The following is a 15,368-nucleotide window of genomic DNA, read 5'->3' as shown; positions in this document are numbered from 1 at the left end:
CGGCTCAGGCCCCGGCCGCCACGCCTGCGCGCTGTCGCCCCATCCACTCCAGCGCCCGCTGCCGGACCAGGCCGCTCTGCTCGGTGAGCAGCGAGTGGGTGGTGCCGGGGACGATCTCCAGCTCGCAGTCGGGCATCTGGGTCTGCAGCGCCTCGGCCAGGTGCAGGATGTCGGACTCGCTGCCGTACATCGCCCGCACCGGGCAGGCGATCTGGGGCAGCCACCCGATCGGCTGCTCGTCCTTGAGGTCCTGGATCAGCGTCGTGTCGGCCAGGAACCGCTCGGCCCGCCGGGCCAGCCGGGACATCTTCCGGTCGGCGTTGTTCTCGATCCACTCCTGCGAGGTGTTCTCGTCGAGGCCGAACGCCGCGAGGGCGAGGCTGCCGGCCATCTGCTCGGCCCACCCCTCGACCGCGAAGTGCGCCTCGACCAGGAAGAGGCTGGCCACCCGCTCGGGGTGCCGGTGGGCCAGCGCCAGGGCGACGACCGCGCCGAAGCTGTTGCCGAACAGGTGCACCGGCTCGTCCAGGCCCCAGGCGTCGAGGAGCGCCACCAGGTCGTCGACCTGGGCCTCCACGCCGTAGCCGGTGGCCGGCTGCTGGGTACGCCCGTGGCCGCGCAGGTCGTACAGGTGGACGTCGCAGGTCAGCGCCAGCGGGTGGGCGAGCGTGTAGAACCAGCTGGACAGGTTGTCGATCACCAGCCCGTGCAGCATCACCACAGGCGGGCGGGGGCCGCCGTCCGCGGGGTCGCCCTCCCCGCGGATCACCTGGACGTGGAAGTCGAGCCCGTTGGCCCGCAGGTGTGGCACCGCTCAGCCCTTGACCGAGGTGACGACGAAGTCGACGACCTGGCCGACGGTGAGGCCGATGACCTCGTCGAGCTCCATCCCCGCCATCCAGCCGACGAAGTCGACGCGCTCCCCGTAGGTGGCGAGCAGCCGGTCGGCCAGCGCGACGAACTCGATGCTCTCCAGCTGGAGGTCGGCGTCGAACGAGGTCTCGGGGGTCAGCGGTCCGTCGAGCAGCAGGTCGTCGCCGACGACCTCGGTGAGGAGGCGCTCGAGGTCGGCGAGCACCTGCTCCGGGGTCGGGGCGGCGTCGGCGGTGGGTGCGGTGGCGGTGGTGGGTGCGGCGGCGGCGGTCGACTCAGCCATGGCTGGGGTCGGGAACTGTCCAGGCAACGATGTACTCCTCACGTGCGGCGACCGCCGGGGTGGCGGGCGCTTGGTGGTCCGGGTCGAGCATCTGGTCGGGATCGGCCAGCTGGTCCGGCTGGTCCGGGTGGTAGAGCGAACGGGTGGCGACCCACTGGTCGCCCACCCGCAGGTGGTGGAAGTCGACCTCGACGACCTCGAAGTCCTTGGGACGTCCCTGGAGCCCGGTGCCGATCGCCTTCGCGGCGGCCTCCTTGGCCGCCCACCAGCGGGTCAGCTCGCGGTCGCGGTCCCGGCCGTGCGGCGCCGACTCGAGGAAGAGCGCGTGCTCCTGAGGGGACAGCGAGGCCGACTCGAAGATCGACGACCGCTCCGCGACGAGCTCGATGTCGATGCCGACCTCGTGCCCGACCGCCGCGACCGCCACCCCCAGCTGACCCGAGTGGGCGATGGAGACCCGCAGGTCCAGCTCGGTCGGCGTGCTCGCCACCGGCCGGCCGGACCGCTCGTTGGCGATCCGGACCTCCACCGGGAAGAGCGGCTCGCGGCCGCGCTCGACGACCTCACGGCGTACGGCGTCCTTGGCGGCGATCCGCCCCAGCAGCCAGGTGCGCTGGGCGCGCGGGTTGCGGGAGTGGTAGTCCTGCCGCTCCTCGGCGCCCAGGAAGCGGCGCATCACCAGGTCGCGGGAGGGGGAGTCCGGCCAGCCCTCGCGGACCAGCATCCAGCCGCCCGGCTGGGGCTCGGCGAGCAGGTGGGGCTGCGGCACCTTGAGCACGGTGAAGAGCCGGTCGTCGGACTGGAACCGCCGGTCCTCCCAGCCCTCGATCCGGCACCACAGCACGCCGTCGACGAGCAGCTCGAGGTCCGCGCGGACCGCGTCGTCGGTCAGCTCGGTGCAGTGCGCGACGCAGTCCACCAGGGCGCCGGGCGCGGGGTGGGGGCCGTAGAAGCTGATCGCGTCCATGGTCGTGGGCAGCACCATCCGGTCCTTGTCCACCGCGCAGGCGAACCAGTAGCCGAAGAGCTGCCCGGCGTTGTCGAGCAGCGCGCCGGTGGCCGGCTGGCTCACCAGCGTGCCGCGGACGCCGTCGCCGGCGAACCGCTCGATCGACCGGATGCCCTGGTAGCTCGGACCGTGGAAGAGGTGGCGTCGGGTGTAGATCTCCTCGACCGGCACCGGCATCTCCAGGCGGCCGCGGAGGAAGCGGTTCCACGGGCGGGGCGGGGCGGAGTGGGCGGCAGCCAGGTGCACCACCGCCCGGGCGTGGCCGTCGATGCTGGCGCGCACCACGGTGACCGGACCGGGGTGGCCGGGCACGTGGTGGTGGTCGTGCTGGCTGTGCTGGCTGCAGTGGTCGGGCGGGCCGGGCTCGTCGAGGCCTGCCTCGTTCGCCGCCTGGGTGGAGACCGGGTCGACTGCGGCGCGGACGGTCACCTCGACCGCCGGCTCGACGGCGAGCCACTTGAACGCGCGCACCGACTCCACCCGGACGGCGACCGTGCCCGGCACCAGCGCCTCGGCCTCCTCGACCATCATCTGCACGATCCCGGTCATCGGGACCAGTGGGAACGTGTCCTCGACGCACGGCCAGCCGTCCGGCTGCTGGAAGAACGCGTGGTCGGCCCACCACGGCTGCTCGGCGATCGAGAGGCGTACGACGCGCTGCCGGCTGACCGGGTCCGAGCCACCCTGGCCGGGGCCCGTGGTGCCGGCTGAGTGACCGGTCGCCGGCTCGAGCAGGGCCGCGGCGGGCTCGAGCGGCGCCACCGCTGGCTCGGCCACCGGTTCCAGCAGCGGGGGTACGTCGTCGGACGCCGGCAGCACAGCCGGACGGGTCTGGCGCGTGACGCGGAGCGGGCGCGGGGCGGCGGTGGCGGCTGCAGCGAGGACGGCGTGCGCGGCCTCGGCGGTCTCCGCCAGCAGCGCTTGGTACTCGGCGAGCAGGGCCGCCGGGAGCGCGGGGGCAGGCGCCGTCCCGGGTGCGGGCGCGGGTGCGGGAGCCACCTCGGGCGACGGGACGGCCGCGGGCGTGGCCGCGGCCACAGGTGCTGGCGCAGGTACGACAGTCCCAGCGGCCTCCGGCGCGTGGGTCGGTACGGCGGCGACCGAGGCAGGCGCCTCCGGCACGTGGTGACCCGAAGGCCCGGGATGACCCAGCTGCTCGAGGTCGACGGGTGCCCCGGCGCTCCACAGCGCGGCCGCCACCCGCCGCAGCTGCGCGACGCCGGGGATCCGCGCACTGGCCGCGGCGACGGTCAGGACGTCCTGGCCGCGGAGCGTGTCGTCGACGAAGCCGATCAGGCTGCCCGTGCCGACCTGGACGAAGGCGCGGACACCCTCGTCGTACAGCCGGGTGGTGAGCGCGCGGAACCGCACCGGCTCGACCAGGTGGCGCAGCGAGAGCGCGGTGATCCCGTCGGCGTCGTCGGGATAGGGCTCGCAGGAGGTCGCCGACCACAGCGGAACCTTTGCCGGGAGCAGCGGCAGGTCGCTGAACTGCGCCCACATGGCGTCGACCATCGGGGCGAAGAGGGGCGAGTGGAAGCCCGAGCGGAACGGCAGCTCCTGCGCGAGCACCTTGCGCTCGGCGGCGCGGGCGCGGACCGCGGCGGCGACCTCCGCCGGGGCGCAGGCGATCGACTGGTGGGGGCAGTTGTCGTGCGAGACGTGGGCGTCGGGGAGCCCGGCGACCAGCTCCTCGGCCACCTCGACACCGCAGCCGAGCGCCAGGAAGACCACGTCCGAGACCTGGATGGCGCCGGGACGCAGGCTGGTCAGCAGCCCGTCGAGCGCGGCGTCCGGCACCATCCCGGAGACCACCTGCCCGGTCCACTCGCCCAGGCTGTGGCCGGCGATCGCGTCGGGGCGTACGCCGAGGCGGGCCAGCGCGGCGGCCAGCAGCCGGCCCACCGCGATGATGCCGCGGCCCTGGTCCTGGAGCGCCCACTCGCGCTCGCCGTGGTCGGCGAGCCCCTCCCAGGCCAGGTCGAAGTGCTCGGCGACGTCGGCGACCAGCGGAGCGAACTCGGGCTCCACACCGGGGAACAGGAACGCGACCTTGCCGCCGTCGCGCAGGGACCCCTCGGGGTCGAACCAGACGTCGTTGCGGCCGCGGAACGGGGTGCCCCGGGTCAGCACCTTCGTGGCGAGCGTCAGCCGCCGGGCGTCGGGCGCCACGACCGCCAGGCGCGCCGGACCGGAGGCGGGCGGGGGTACCGGGGGTAGCATCCGGCGGTCCTCGGGGGTCGCTGACCAGGCGGTGAGCTGGGCCAGCAGGTCGGCGGCGTCGGCCCCGGCGAGGAGCAGCAGCTCCTCGCCGTCGTCCGTCGACCGCGGCTCAGTCACGGACCACCGAGCCCCGGCTGCCGGAGTCGCGCAGGTCGCCGCCCAGCATGGACGGGTTCAGCACGGACGGGTGCAGCCCCGAGCGGTCCAGCGGCGGGGCGAACGCCTCGGGGTCGCCCCGCATCACCACCAGCTGGGCCGGACCCTCCTGCTGGGAGACCTGCTGGAGCAGGGCGCGTACGGCGTCGTCGGGGTCGAGCAGGCCGATGCCGCGGCGGGCGTACTCCCGCTCGAGCTCGGGGGAGACCATGCCGCCCCCGGCCCACGGGCCCCAGTCGAGGCTGAGCACCCGGCAGCCGTTCCGGCCGTCGTGGGCGCGGGCCAGGGTGTCGAGGGCGTCGTTGGCGGCCGCGTAGTCGACCTGCCCCCGGTTGCCGAAGACCCCGCTGACGCTGCCGAACAGCACCACGAACCGCAGGCCCAGGCCGAGACGGGTGAAGATCGTGCGGGCCCCGTCGACCTTGGTGCCGTAGACCCGGTCGAAGCTCTCGTCGTTCTTGTCCCGGGCGAACCGGTCCTCCAGCACCCCGGCCCCGTGCACGACGCCGTCCAGCCGGCCGAACCGCTGGTGCACCTCGTCCAGCAGGTCACCGAGCTCGGGGCGTCGTACGTCGAGCGCGACGTACTCCACCTCGGAGCCCAGCGCGCGCAGCCGGGACAGGGTGGCCCGGACCTCGCGGGCCGCCAGGATCCGTGCCGAGGCGGCCTCGACCTCCGCGGGAGTGCGCAGGGTGCCGGTGGCCAGCAGAGCGCGGCGCAGCGACCGTACGTCGGTCGCGGAGGCGGTCGTGGGGTCCTCCTCGCCCACCGGGAGCGGGGAGCGGCCGACCAGCACCAGGCGGCAGCCCGTCGTGCGGGCCAGGCCCTCGGCGACCCGGGCGGTCACCCCGCGGGCGCCTCCGGTGAGCACCACGACGGAGTCGGAGTCCAGCGGCGGGACGAGGTCCTGGGCGTCCTGGGCGGACAGGGTCCGGGCAGGGCCGAGCGCCCGGGTGGCCCGGTGCCCACCGACCCACGAGATCGCCGTCGGGGCGTCGACGTCCAACAGCTCGTCGACCAGCGTCTGGGCCAGCGGCACGAGGTCGGCGTCGCGCAGGTCGGCCTCGCCGACGTCGACCGACCGGAGCAGCACGTCGCTGCGCTCCCGGGCCAGCGACCGGAGCATCCCGGCAACACCGGTGGGCGTGCCGTCGGGGTGCAGGGCCAGCCCGACCGTGAGCACGCGTCGGACCCTCCCCGCCAGCGCCGGGCGCAGGCCTGCGAAGACCGCGCGGGCGTCGACCGCCGGGTCCTCGGCGGTGCCGCGTAGGTCGAGGAGCACATCGCTCGCGCCGGCCTCGGCGGCCGCCTGCTCGTCCGCGGCCGGCGAGGTGACCTCGGCGCCGGCCTCGGTCAGCACCTGCCGGACCGCGGAGGTCAGGCCGGCGTGGCCGGGACGCAGGAGGACGCGGTCGCCGGTGAGCCGGCCCCGGGGGACCGTGGGCCCCAGCGGCTCGCTGCGGACCTCGAACAGGTGCGTCACCTCGGGGACGACGCGCTCGGGGGTACCGGCCTCGGATTCAGCGTGCTCGGCGGCGGGAGCAGGTGCCGGGACCTCTGCGGGTGCCAGCTCGGGCGCGGCCTCGGCGGTAGCCGGCTGGGTCTGCTGGGTCTGCTGGCTCTCGATCCAGCCGACGATGGCGGCGAGGGTCTTGTGCCGGGCGAGCTCCTCGACGACGGACTCGTCGAGGCCGGCGGCGTCGCCGAGTCCGCCGAGGCCGAGGCGTTCGGCGAGCTCGCCGACGATCTCGATCCGCTTGATGGAGTCGATGCTGAGGTCGGCCTCGAGGTCGAGGTCCGGGTCGAGCATCTCCACGGGGTAGCCGGTGCGGTCGCTGACCACGGTCTGGACCGCCACCAGCAGCTCGGCGCCGCTCAGGGACGGCGAGCCGGATCCGGTGGGCACCGCCTTGTCGGGTGCGGTGGACGCGGTGGGCGCGACCGCGGGGTCGGCGCCGGCCACGGGCGCGGCCTCGGCGGCGGCCGGCTGGGTCTGCTGGGTCTGCTGGCTCTCGATCCAGCCGACGATGGCGGCGAGGGTCTTGTGCCGGGCGAGCTCTTCGACGACGGACTCGTCGAGGCCGGCGGCGTCGCCGAGTCCGCCGAGGCCGAGGCGTTCGGCGAGCTCGCCGACGATCTCGATCCGCTTGATGGAGTCGATGCTGAGGTCGGCCTCGAGGTCGAGGTCCGGGTCGAGCATCTCCACGGGGTAGCCGGTGCGGTCGCTGACCACGCCCTGCACCGCCACCAGCAGCTCCGCCGTCGTACGCAGGGGGGCGGCCGCGGCAGCCGGTACGTCGACAGGGGTCGCGGCAGGAACCGCGGCGGGCGCGGCGGACGCGACCGGCGCCGGAGCGATCGACGGGGCCGGAGCCGGAGCGACCGCTGCCGGGGCAGGGCCACCGGGCACGCCGGCAGCAGCGAGGGGCGGGGCAGCCGCTGCCGTGGCGGGCAGCGACGTCCCCGCGACCGGGAGCTCGGCCCCGAGGTAGCGCAGCATCACGTCCCGCTCGGCCGCGACCAGCTCACGGAGGCCGCGCAGGTACTCACCGACGACCGCGGAGACCGCGTCGTCCGGCAGCGGAGCCGCGCCGGCGGCACCGGCCACAGCACCGGAACCAGCACCAGAAGCAGCATCGACAGGGGGCACAGGAGTCAGAGACGACACGGGAGCTCCTCCGGTCGGGGACGGCAGCGAGGACGCGGTCGGGGGCGCGACGCCGGCGGCGGTCGCCGCAGGAGCCAGCGCCGGGGTCGAGGTGGCGGGCTGGAAGCTGCCCTTGATCGGGGTCCCGTCCGCGCCGCGCACGAACGCGCCGTCCACGGTCCAGGCGGGTGCCTTGAGCGGCAGCCGGGCCAGGTCGAGCGCCTCGGCCCGGTCGGCGAAGAGGCCGGTCGGGTCGACCGGAACCCCGAGCGTGGCCAGCTCGCCCACCGCGGCGAGGAAGCGGACCAGGCCGGGCTCGCCCGAGGCGTCGGTGGAGACCACCGTGTGCGGGCGGTCGCCGAGGATCTTGGCGACCTGCGAGCTCAGCACCCGGCCGGGTCCGGCCTCGACGAAGACGCGGACGCCGTCGGCGTACATCGACTCGACCTGGTCGACGAAGCGGACGCCCGCCGCCACCTGCTCGGTGAGCAGCCGGCGTACCGCGCCGGGGTCACCGACCGGGTAGGGCTCGGCGGTGGTGTTGGACCAGACGGGGAACCGGGGCGCGGAGACGGACGCCTCGGCCAGCCGCTCGGCGAACAGCTCGCCCGCGGAGGCGACCAGCGGCGAGTGGAAGGCGCACGCGACCGGGAGCAGGGTGGCCTTCACCCCGTCGGCCTCCCACGCGGCGACGGCCTCGCGGACCGTCTCGGTCGGGCCGGAGACGACGACCTGACGGGGCCCGTTGTGGTTGGCCACCACCAGCGAGGGCCAGGAGCGCAGGCGCTCGGTGACCTCGTCGACCGGCAGGGCGACCGCGGCCATCGTGCCCGGGTCGCCGCCGCTGCGCTCGACGGACTCCAGGATCGCCCGGCCGCGCGCCTGGCTGAGGGCGAGCAGGGTGGCGTCGTCGAACGCGCCGGCAGCGGCCAGCGCGGCGAGCTCACCGTAGCTGTGCCCGGCGGCGACGTCGGGCTCCACCCCGAGGCGGCCGAGCAGGCGGGTCATCGCCAGGGCGGCGATCCCGAGCGTGGGCTGGGCGACGTCGGTCGCGGTGATCGCCGCCTGCTGCGCGGCGCGCTGGTCGCGGTCGAAGGCGGTCGGCGGGAACATCGTGTCGGTCCACGGCGAGCCCAGCCGGAGCAGGTCGTCGAGCCCGCCGAAGGTGACGAAGAGGTCCTGCAGCATGCCGGGGCGCTGGCTGCCCTGGCCCGGGTAGAGGAAGCCCACCCGCGGCTTGTCTGCCGCGTCGTCCGACGAGGCACCGTCGGCGACGAAGACCCGGTGCCGGGCGTCGGTGCCGGCGGCGACCCGGTCGAGCTGGGTGGCGAGGTCGGCCAGGCTCTCCGCGACCAGCGCCACCTGGACCGGACCGCGGCCGCTGCGGGCGACCGCGGCGGCGAGGTCGCGCAGGCGGTGCCGCTGGCCGTCGGGATCGCCGGCGCGGATGGCGGCGACCTTCTCCGCGAGCTCGGAGACGGCCTGCCGGGCCTGGCCGGCGTCGGGGGCACGGAACAGGAAGAGCTCGTGCGACCAGTGCGTCACCCCGTACGCCGGGCGGTCGCCGCCGTCGTAGGAGGAGACCAGGGCGTGGAAGTTGGTGCCGCCGAACCCGAAGGCGCTCACCCCGGCGCGCCGGGTCTCCTCGGGCCACGGACGCGGCTTGTCGTGGAAGCGGAACGGGCTGGTCGCGGGGTCGTAGTACGGGTTGGGCTCGACCATGCCGGCCGTCGGCGGCAGCACTCCGTGGTGCACCGCCTTGACCACCTTGATCAGGCCGGCCAGGCCGGCGGCGCACTTGGTGTGGCCGATCTGCGACTTCACCGAGCCCAGCACGGCGGCGCCCGGGGCCACGCCCGCGTCGGCGAAGACCTCGGTCAGGGTGGCCATCTCGGTGCGGTCCCCGACCACGGTGCCGGTCCCGTGGGCCTCGACCAGGCCGATCTCGCCGGCGTCGCGGCCGGCCAGGGTCAGCGCCCGGACCACCGCGCGCTGCTGCCCCTCCTTGCGGGGGGCCGTCAGGCCGAGGTGGCGCCCGTCGCTGGAGCCGGCCACCGCGTCGACGACCGCGTAGATCCGGTCGCCGTCGCGCTCGGCGTCGACCCGGCGCTTGAGCACCACGCAGGCGATCCCCTCGCCCAGCGCGATGCCGTCGGCGCTCGCGTCGAAGGTCCGGCAGCGTCCCGTCGGGGAGAGCGCCTTGACCGAGGAGAACATCAGGTAGTCGTTGAGCCCGTTGTGCAGGTCGGCCCCGCCGGCCAGCACCAGGTCGGACTGGCCGGTGCGCAGCTCCTTGCAGGCGGCGTCGAGCGCGGCCAGCGAGGAGCCGCAGGCGGCGTCCACGGTGTAGTTGACCCCGCCGAGGTCGAGCCGGTTGGCGATCCGGCCGGCGATCACGTTGGCCAGCACGCCGGGGAACGAGTCCTCGGTGATGGTGGGCAGCCAGGCGTCCAGCTCGCCCGGCAGCTCGCCGACGAGCTGGGGCAGGAAGGAGCGCAGGCCGTAGGCACTGCCGAGCTCGTTGCCGGACTCGGCACCGAAGATCACCGACGCGCGCTCGCGGTCGAACGTGCGGGCGGCGTACCCGGCGTCGGCCAGGGCGCGGCGCGCGACCTCCAGGCTGAGCAGCTGGACCGGCTCGATCGCGGCCAGGGAGGCCGGCGGGATGCCGTAGGCCAGCGGGTCGAAGCCGATCCGGTCCAGGAACGCGCCCCACTTGGACGGCGTGTGCCGGCCGGCCTTCTTGGTGTAGGCGTCGGCGTCGAAGTAGAGGTCGGCGCTCCACCGGTCGGCGGGCACCTCGGTGACCTCGCTGCGGCCCGAGACCACCGTGGCCCAGAACGCCTCGGCGTCCGTGGACCCGGGGAAGAACGACTCCACGCCGATCACGGCGATGTCGAACGGGTCGGCCTCGGGCTCGCCCACCCGTGCCGAGGCGCGCGCGGACCCGGTGCCGTGCTCGGCCTCCAGCGCGGTGATCAGGGCGGCGCTGCCGGCGCTGACCTCCTCGTGCAGGGACTCGACGGTGGTGACCTGGTGCCGCAGGGTCGCCACGTCGCCGATCATGTACATCCCCTGGGCGCGCTGGCGGGGCTCGTCCACCCGCTCCAGCCCGCCGTCGCCGCGGACCAGGCCCTTGGAGGCGATCCGCAGCCGGCCGAGGTTGAGCTCCTCCAGCTCGGCCCACCGGGCGCCGGACTCGACTCCGGCGGCCTCCAGGTCGGCCTTGCGCCGGGCGAAGGCGCGGACGAAGTCGGTCTCCACGCAGCGGGTCGCGTGCCCGGGCGCGGTCTCCAGCAACACGGTGGTCCCGCACTCGACGGCCACCTCCTGGAACGCCGGCTGGATCGCGCCGGCCTCGACCGCCTCCTCGGTGAAGAGGTACGCCGTACCCATCAGCACGCCGACCTGGGCGCCGCGGGCGGCGAGCGGGGCGAGCACCGCGGCGGCCATCGCCGCGGACCGGGCGTCGTGGATGCCCCCGGCCAGCAGGACCCGCAGCTCGCTGGGCTCCTCGACCTGGAGGAGCCGCTCCACCTGGGCGTCCCAGAGGGCGAGGCTCGAGCGCGGGCCCACGTGGCCGCCGCACTCGCGGCCCTCGAAGACGAACGAGCGGGCGCCGTCCTTGAGGAACCGGTCGAGCAGGCCGGGGGAGGGGACGTGCAGGTACGTCGCGATCCCGGCCTCCTCCAGCGGGGCCGCCTGCGAGGGCCGGCCACCCGCGATCAGCGCGACCGGCGGGGCGACCTCGTGGATCACGGCGAGCTGCTCGGCGCGGAGCTCGGCCGGGGCGAAGCCGAGCACGCCCACGCCCCAGGGTCGGTCGCCCAGCAGCTCGGCGGTCTCGGCGAGCAGCGCCCGGACCTCGGCGGCGGGCATCAGGGCGAGCGCCAGGAACGGCAGCCCGCCCCCGTCGGCGACGGCCGCGGCGAACGCGGCCCGGTCGCTGACGCGGGTCATCGGGCCCTGGGCGATCGGGTAGCGGGTGCCGTGCGCGGCGGCGACGCCGGCGCCGGGGGCCAGCGGCTGCTCCGCGACGACGGCCGCCAGGTGCTCCTCGATCGCGGCCAGGACGGCCTGGACCACCCCGCCGACGGTGACGAACCGCTCGGCGAGCGCCGCGGCCGAGCCGCTGTCCTGGCCGAGCGGCACCAGGTCGGTGGCCAGGTCCGGCCCCAGCATCGAGATCACGGTCGCCGGGTCGGTGTCGTCGGACAGCGCGGCGGCGGGCAGGTCGGGCCGGGTGTAGAAGCGCACCCCGGCCACCACCCGCGTCTCGCTGCCGTCCATCGCGGCCAGCGCCTGGCGGGACGCGGCGTCCAGGGAGGACTCGCGGAGCAGACCGAGCTGGGTGTCGAGCACGACGCCGGCGCCGCCGCCGGCGATCACGGCGGCAGCGGTCCGCAGGCCGATGCCCCCACGCAGCCAGACCGGTACGCCCAGGTCGACGACCTGCTGGAAGAGGATGAACGCCTCGGTCTCCCCGACCACGCCGCCGGCCTCGCGACCCGAGGCGAGCAGCCCGGAGAAGCCGGCCGCGACCGCCGCCTCCGCCTGCTCGCGGCTGGTCACCTGGGCGACCAGCTCGCGGCCCGGGGCGGTCCACCGGGCGACCAGGTCGGCGAGGTCGGCCAGGTGGGGGAGCGCCCGTCCCTGGTCGGTGAGCGGGAGCACCACGACCGGGAAGCTCTCGACCGGCGCCAGGTCCGGGTCGAGGCCGCGGGCGAGGTCTGGGCCGGGTCGCAGCCAGCACGACGCCGTACGACGACGGGCGAGCTGGGCGAGCGCCTCGGTCATCGCGGCGTCGTCGGAGACGTCGAGCAGACCGGTCCCCCCGGCCCGGTGCGCGGCAGCCACCAGGCTGGGGTTGGACCGGCCACAGGGGTCGGCGGCGACGACCGTCCGGTGTGGTGCGGGCGCGGTTCCGCTCATCGCAAGACTCCCTCCCCTGTCGGGACCTCCGCAGTACGCGGACCCTGCCCTCCCCAGGCCAGGTGCTGGACAACCCTCCCTTGTTACCCAGCGGTCACTTTCGGTGAGCAGCCACTGTAAGTCGAAACCTACGAAGCCGTAACCCCCCAGGACGCAGGTGTATTTCGCCTGCTCGGACGCGTCCGCGCCACGTCGGCGGGGTGCTCGGACCGGTGTCCACCGGTCGGACTGGGGAGGGTGACGCGGCTCACGTGACGTGCCATGCTCGCCCGTTCCGGTCCGGTCCGCAGGAGGGACTCCACGCACATGCACCGACTCGCCGGCAGCGACGCCGGGTTCCTCTTCATCGAGGGCGAGACGCAGACCTCGACCTGCGTCGACGTCGTCCTGCTCGCCCCTGCTTCTCCGGACGAGGCGCTCACCCCCGAGGTGCTCCGGGCCCGGGTCGCGGCGCGGCTGCCCACCACCCCGGGGCTGCGCCGGCGGATGCGTCCGGTGCCCGGCGGACTGGGGCACGGCCTCTGGGTCGACGACCCCACCTTCGCCCTGGACCGGCACCTGCACCACGTCGTCCTGCCCGCGCCGGGCGAGGAGGCGCAGCTGCGGGCCCACCTGGCCGAGGTGCTGCCGTTGCTGCTGGACCGCACCCGGCCGATGTGGGCGCTCACCCTGGTCGACGGGCTGGCCGAGGGACGTCAGGCGCTGGTCTTCCAGTTCCACCACACCCTGGCCGACGGGGCCGGGCTGCTGGAGACGATCACCCGCCTGCTCGACGATCGGGCCGCCGAGGTCCCGCCCGCCCCCGGGTCGGAGCCGGCCGCCGATCCCGCGCGGGATCCCGGTGCCGCCCTGGTGCTCGTGCTCACGCTCTGGCACCAGCTGGTGGCCTGGCTCGCGGCACCCCGCCTGCTGGTCCGGACCGTACGCCGCTTCCGCGCGGTGGAGCGGCGGCGTGCCACCGCGGAGGTCCGGGTGCCCGGCTCGCTGCGCGACGCCCCCGCCACGGTGCTCAACCGGAGCGCGGACAGCAACCGCGACTTCGCCCGCGCCCGGCTGGAGATGGCCGACGTCCGGGCCGTGCGCGGCGCCGTCGGGTGCACGGTCAGCGACGTGGTGCTCGCGGTGGTCACCGGGGCGCTGTGCGACCACCTGGACGACCGGGACGAGCTGCCCGACAAGCCGCTGGTGGCCAACGTGCCGGTCGGTCACGAGCCGCCGGGTGCCGGCCCGCGGACCACCGGGAACCACTTCTCCAACTACTTCGCGCTGCTGCCCACCCACCTGGTCGACCCGCGCGACCAGCTCGCCGCGGTGAGCGCCGCGACCGAGGAGTCCAAGCACCAGCTCAGGCTCCAGGGGATGGAGACCATCCCGGCCTGGATCGACCGGATCCCACCGCTGGTCGCGGCCCGGGTGGCCGCCCGGCTGGCGGCGCGGCAACGCGAGGGGAGCGCCGCCCCCGACTTCAACGTGCTGATCTCCAACATGCGGGTCAGCGGCGGGCCCTGGACGCTGCACGGCCGCGAGGTCGAGGACTTCTTCATGACCGGGCCGGTCGCCGACGGAGCCGGGCTCAACATCACCGTGACCGGGTACGGCGACCACCTGACGCTCGCGCTGGTGGTCAACCCGAGCGCGGTGGAGCGCCCCGAGCTGCTGGCCCTCGGGCTCGAGGAGTCGATGGCCAGGCTGCGGGCGGCGACCGTCGGGACGCCCGTGGTCCCGCGTCGAGGGGACGTGGCCTGATGCGGCGGCTCAGCGGCGAGGACGCCGGCTTCCTCTACATGGAGCAGCCCGAGCAGCCGATGAACTCCATGGCGCTGGGCGTGTTGGAACCGAGCGTGTTGGAGCCCAGCGCCGCGCTGACTCTCGCCGACCTCCGCGCGCACCTCGAGCGCCGGCTCGACGAGCTGCCCTCCTTCCGGTGGCGGATCCTCCCGGTGCCGCTGCGGCTCCACCACCCGGTCGCGGTCGACGACCCCGACTTCGACCTGGACCGGCACCTGCGGCACGTCACGCTGCCGCCCGGGGCCACCGACGCCGACCTGGAGGCGCTCTTCGCGGAGATCGCCGAGGAGCACCTGGACCGGGACCGTCCGCTCTGGCAGGTGGTGCTGGTCGACGGCCTGGACGGCGGTGGTGACGGTGCCCGGCAGGCGGTGATCGCCAAGTACCACCACTGCCTGGCCGACGGGGTCGCCGCGATCTTCAACTTCTCCCGCATCTTCAGCGACACCGACTTCAGCGACACCGACTTCAGCGACACCGGCCGCGGGCCGGGGCCGGCGGGGACGGCGTACCGGCCGCGACGGCTGCCCGGACCCGGACGCCTGGTCCGGGACGCGCTGCTCGACCACGTGCGCGCCTGGCCACGACTCCCCGGCCTGGTGCTCCGGACCCTGCGCGGGGTCCGCGCCGTCCGGGCCCGGCGACGTACGGCGCGGGTGGAGGTGCCCGGCTTCGACGCGCAGGCCCCGTGGACCCCGCTGAACGACGCCTTCACCGTCCGCCGCAGCTACGTGCGGGCCGAGCTGTCGCTGGCCGGCGTGAAGCAGGTCAAGGACGCTGCCGGGGGCACGCTCAACGACGTGGTGCTCGCCGTGGTCGCGGGCGCGCTGTGCCGCTACCTCCCCGCCCGCGGAGGGCTGCCGGAGCGGCCGCTGCTGACCACGGTGCCGGTGAGCACCGAGGGGACCCAGGCGCTCAGCCGGCAGTGGGGCAACCACTTCTGGAGCTTCACCACCACCCTGGCCACCGACGTGAGCGACCCCTGGGAGCGGCTGGCGGTGATCGGCGCCTGCGCCCGTGAGGGCAAGGCCCGGCTCGAGCTGCTCGGCGTGGGCCTGGTGCCGGACTGGCTGGACGTGCTCCCGCCCCTGCTCGTCGAGCCGGGGGCGCGGGCGATGCTGGAGCGCGGGCGCACCGCGCGGGAGTCGGTCGACGCCTCGATCCTGGTCTCCAACGTGCGCGGTCCCGCCGAGCCGTGGTCGCTGCGCGGGCGGGTCTTCGCCGACCTGCACGTCGACGGCCCGCCGAGCAACGGGGTGGGGGTCAACGTCATGGTCTGGAGCTACGGCGACCGGCTGCTGCTGGGGTGCCTGGCCTTCGCCGACTCCCTCGACGACCCGGCGGCGTTCCGGAGCGCGCTGCTCGACAGCTTCGCCGAGCTGCACGCGCTGGCGGTCGGCCAGGAGCCCGTCCGGTCCCTGGCCTAGGGCGTGTCTCCTAAGCCCGGATCCACCTAG

General features: G+C 75.2%; 6 protein-coding genes. 2 read left to right on the top strand and 4 right to left on the bottom strand.

What is annotated here, in order from left to right; translation table 11 throughout:
• Nucleotides 1–4: 4 nt before the first annotated feature.
• Genes H8838_RS18555 through H8838_RS18540 form a run of 4 tightly spaced genes read right to left on the bottom strand, consistent with a single transcriptional unit; the run spans nucleotide 5 to nucleotide 12,123 of the window.
• On the bottom strand, nucleotides 5–811 hold the full coding sequence (locus H8838_RS18555) for an alpha/beta fold hydrolase (protein WP_181313023.1): 807 nt from the start codon (nucleotides 809–811) through the stop codon (nucleotides 5–7).
• A 3-nt stretch (nucleotides 812–814) separates the two neighbouring features.
• Complete coding sequence (locus H8838_RS18550; RefSeq protein WP_219924532.1) at nucleotides 815–1,156, bottom strand: hypothetical protein; 342 nt, start codon at nucleotides 1,154–1,156, stop codon at nucleotides 815–817.
• Nucleotides 1,149–4,505 carry a type I polyketide synthase gene (locus H8838_RS18545; RefSeq protein WP_185994382.1) on the bottom strand — a complete coding sequence of 1,119 codons (3,357 nt, stop codon included), beginning with the start codon at nucleotides 4,503–4,505 and terminating at the stop codon, nucleotides 1,149–1,151. Before H8838_RS18545 ends, H8838_RS18550 begins: the two co-directional genes overlap by 8 nt.
• Nucleotides 4,498–12,123: a type I polyketide synthase gene (locus tag H8838_RS18540; RefSeq protein WP_224766252.1), complete on the bottom strand. Its 7,626-nt coding sequence runs from the start codon at nucleotides 12,121–12,123 to the stop codon at nucleotides 4,498–4,500. Before H8838_RS18540 ends, H8838_RS18545 begins: the two co-directional genes overlap by 8 nt.
• Before the next feature lie 306 nt (nucleotides 12,124–12,429).
• Between H8838_RS18540 and H8838_RS18535 the strand changes: the two genes are divergently transcribed.
• Together H8838_RS18535 and H8838_RS18530 are read left to right on the top strand one after the other, a co-directional pair.
• Nucleotides 12,430–13,869 (top strand): wax ester/triacylglycerol synthase family O-acyltransferase, encoded by a 1,440-nt coding sequence (locus H8838_RS18535; RefSeq protein WP_185994383.1) that lies wholly within the window; start codon nucleotides 12,430–12,432, stop codon nucleotides 13,867–13,869.
• Nucleotides 13,869–15,338 carry a wax ester/triacylglycerol synthase family O-acyltransferase gene (locus H8838_RS18530; RefSeq protein ID WP_181313026.1) on the top strand — a complete coding sequence of 490 codons (1,470 nt, stop codon included), beginning with the start codon at nucleotides 13,869–13,871 and terminating at the stop codon, nucleotides 15,336–15,338. Before H8838_RS18535 ends, H8838_RS18530 begins: the two co-directional genes overlap by 1 nt.
• The last annotated feature ends 30 nt before the right edge of the window (nucleotides 15,339–15,368 follow it).

This window comes from Nocardioides campestrisoli (assembly GCF_013624435.2).
Taxonomy (GTDB): Bacteria; Actinomycetota; Actinomycetes; order Propionibacteriales; family Nocardioidaceae; genus Nocardioides; species Nocardioides campestrisoli.
This window is presented reverse-complemented; position numbering and strand designations above follow the sequence as displayed.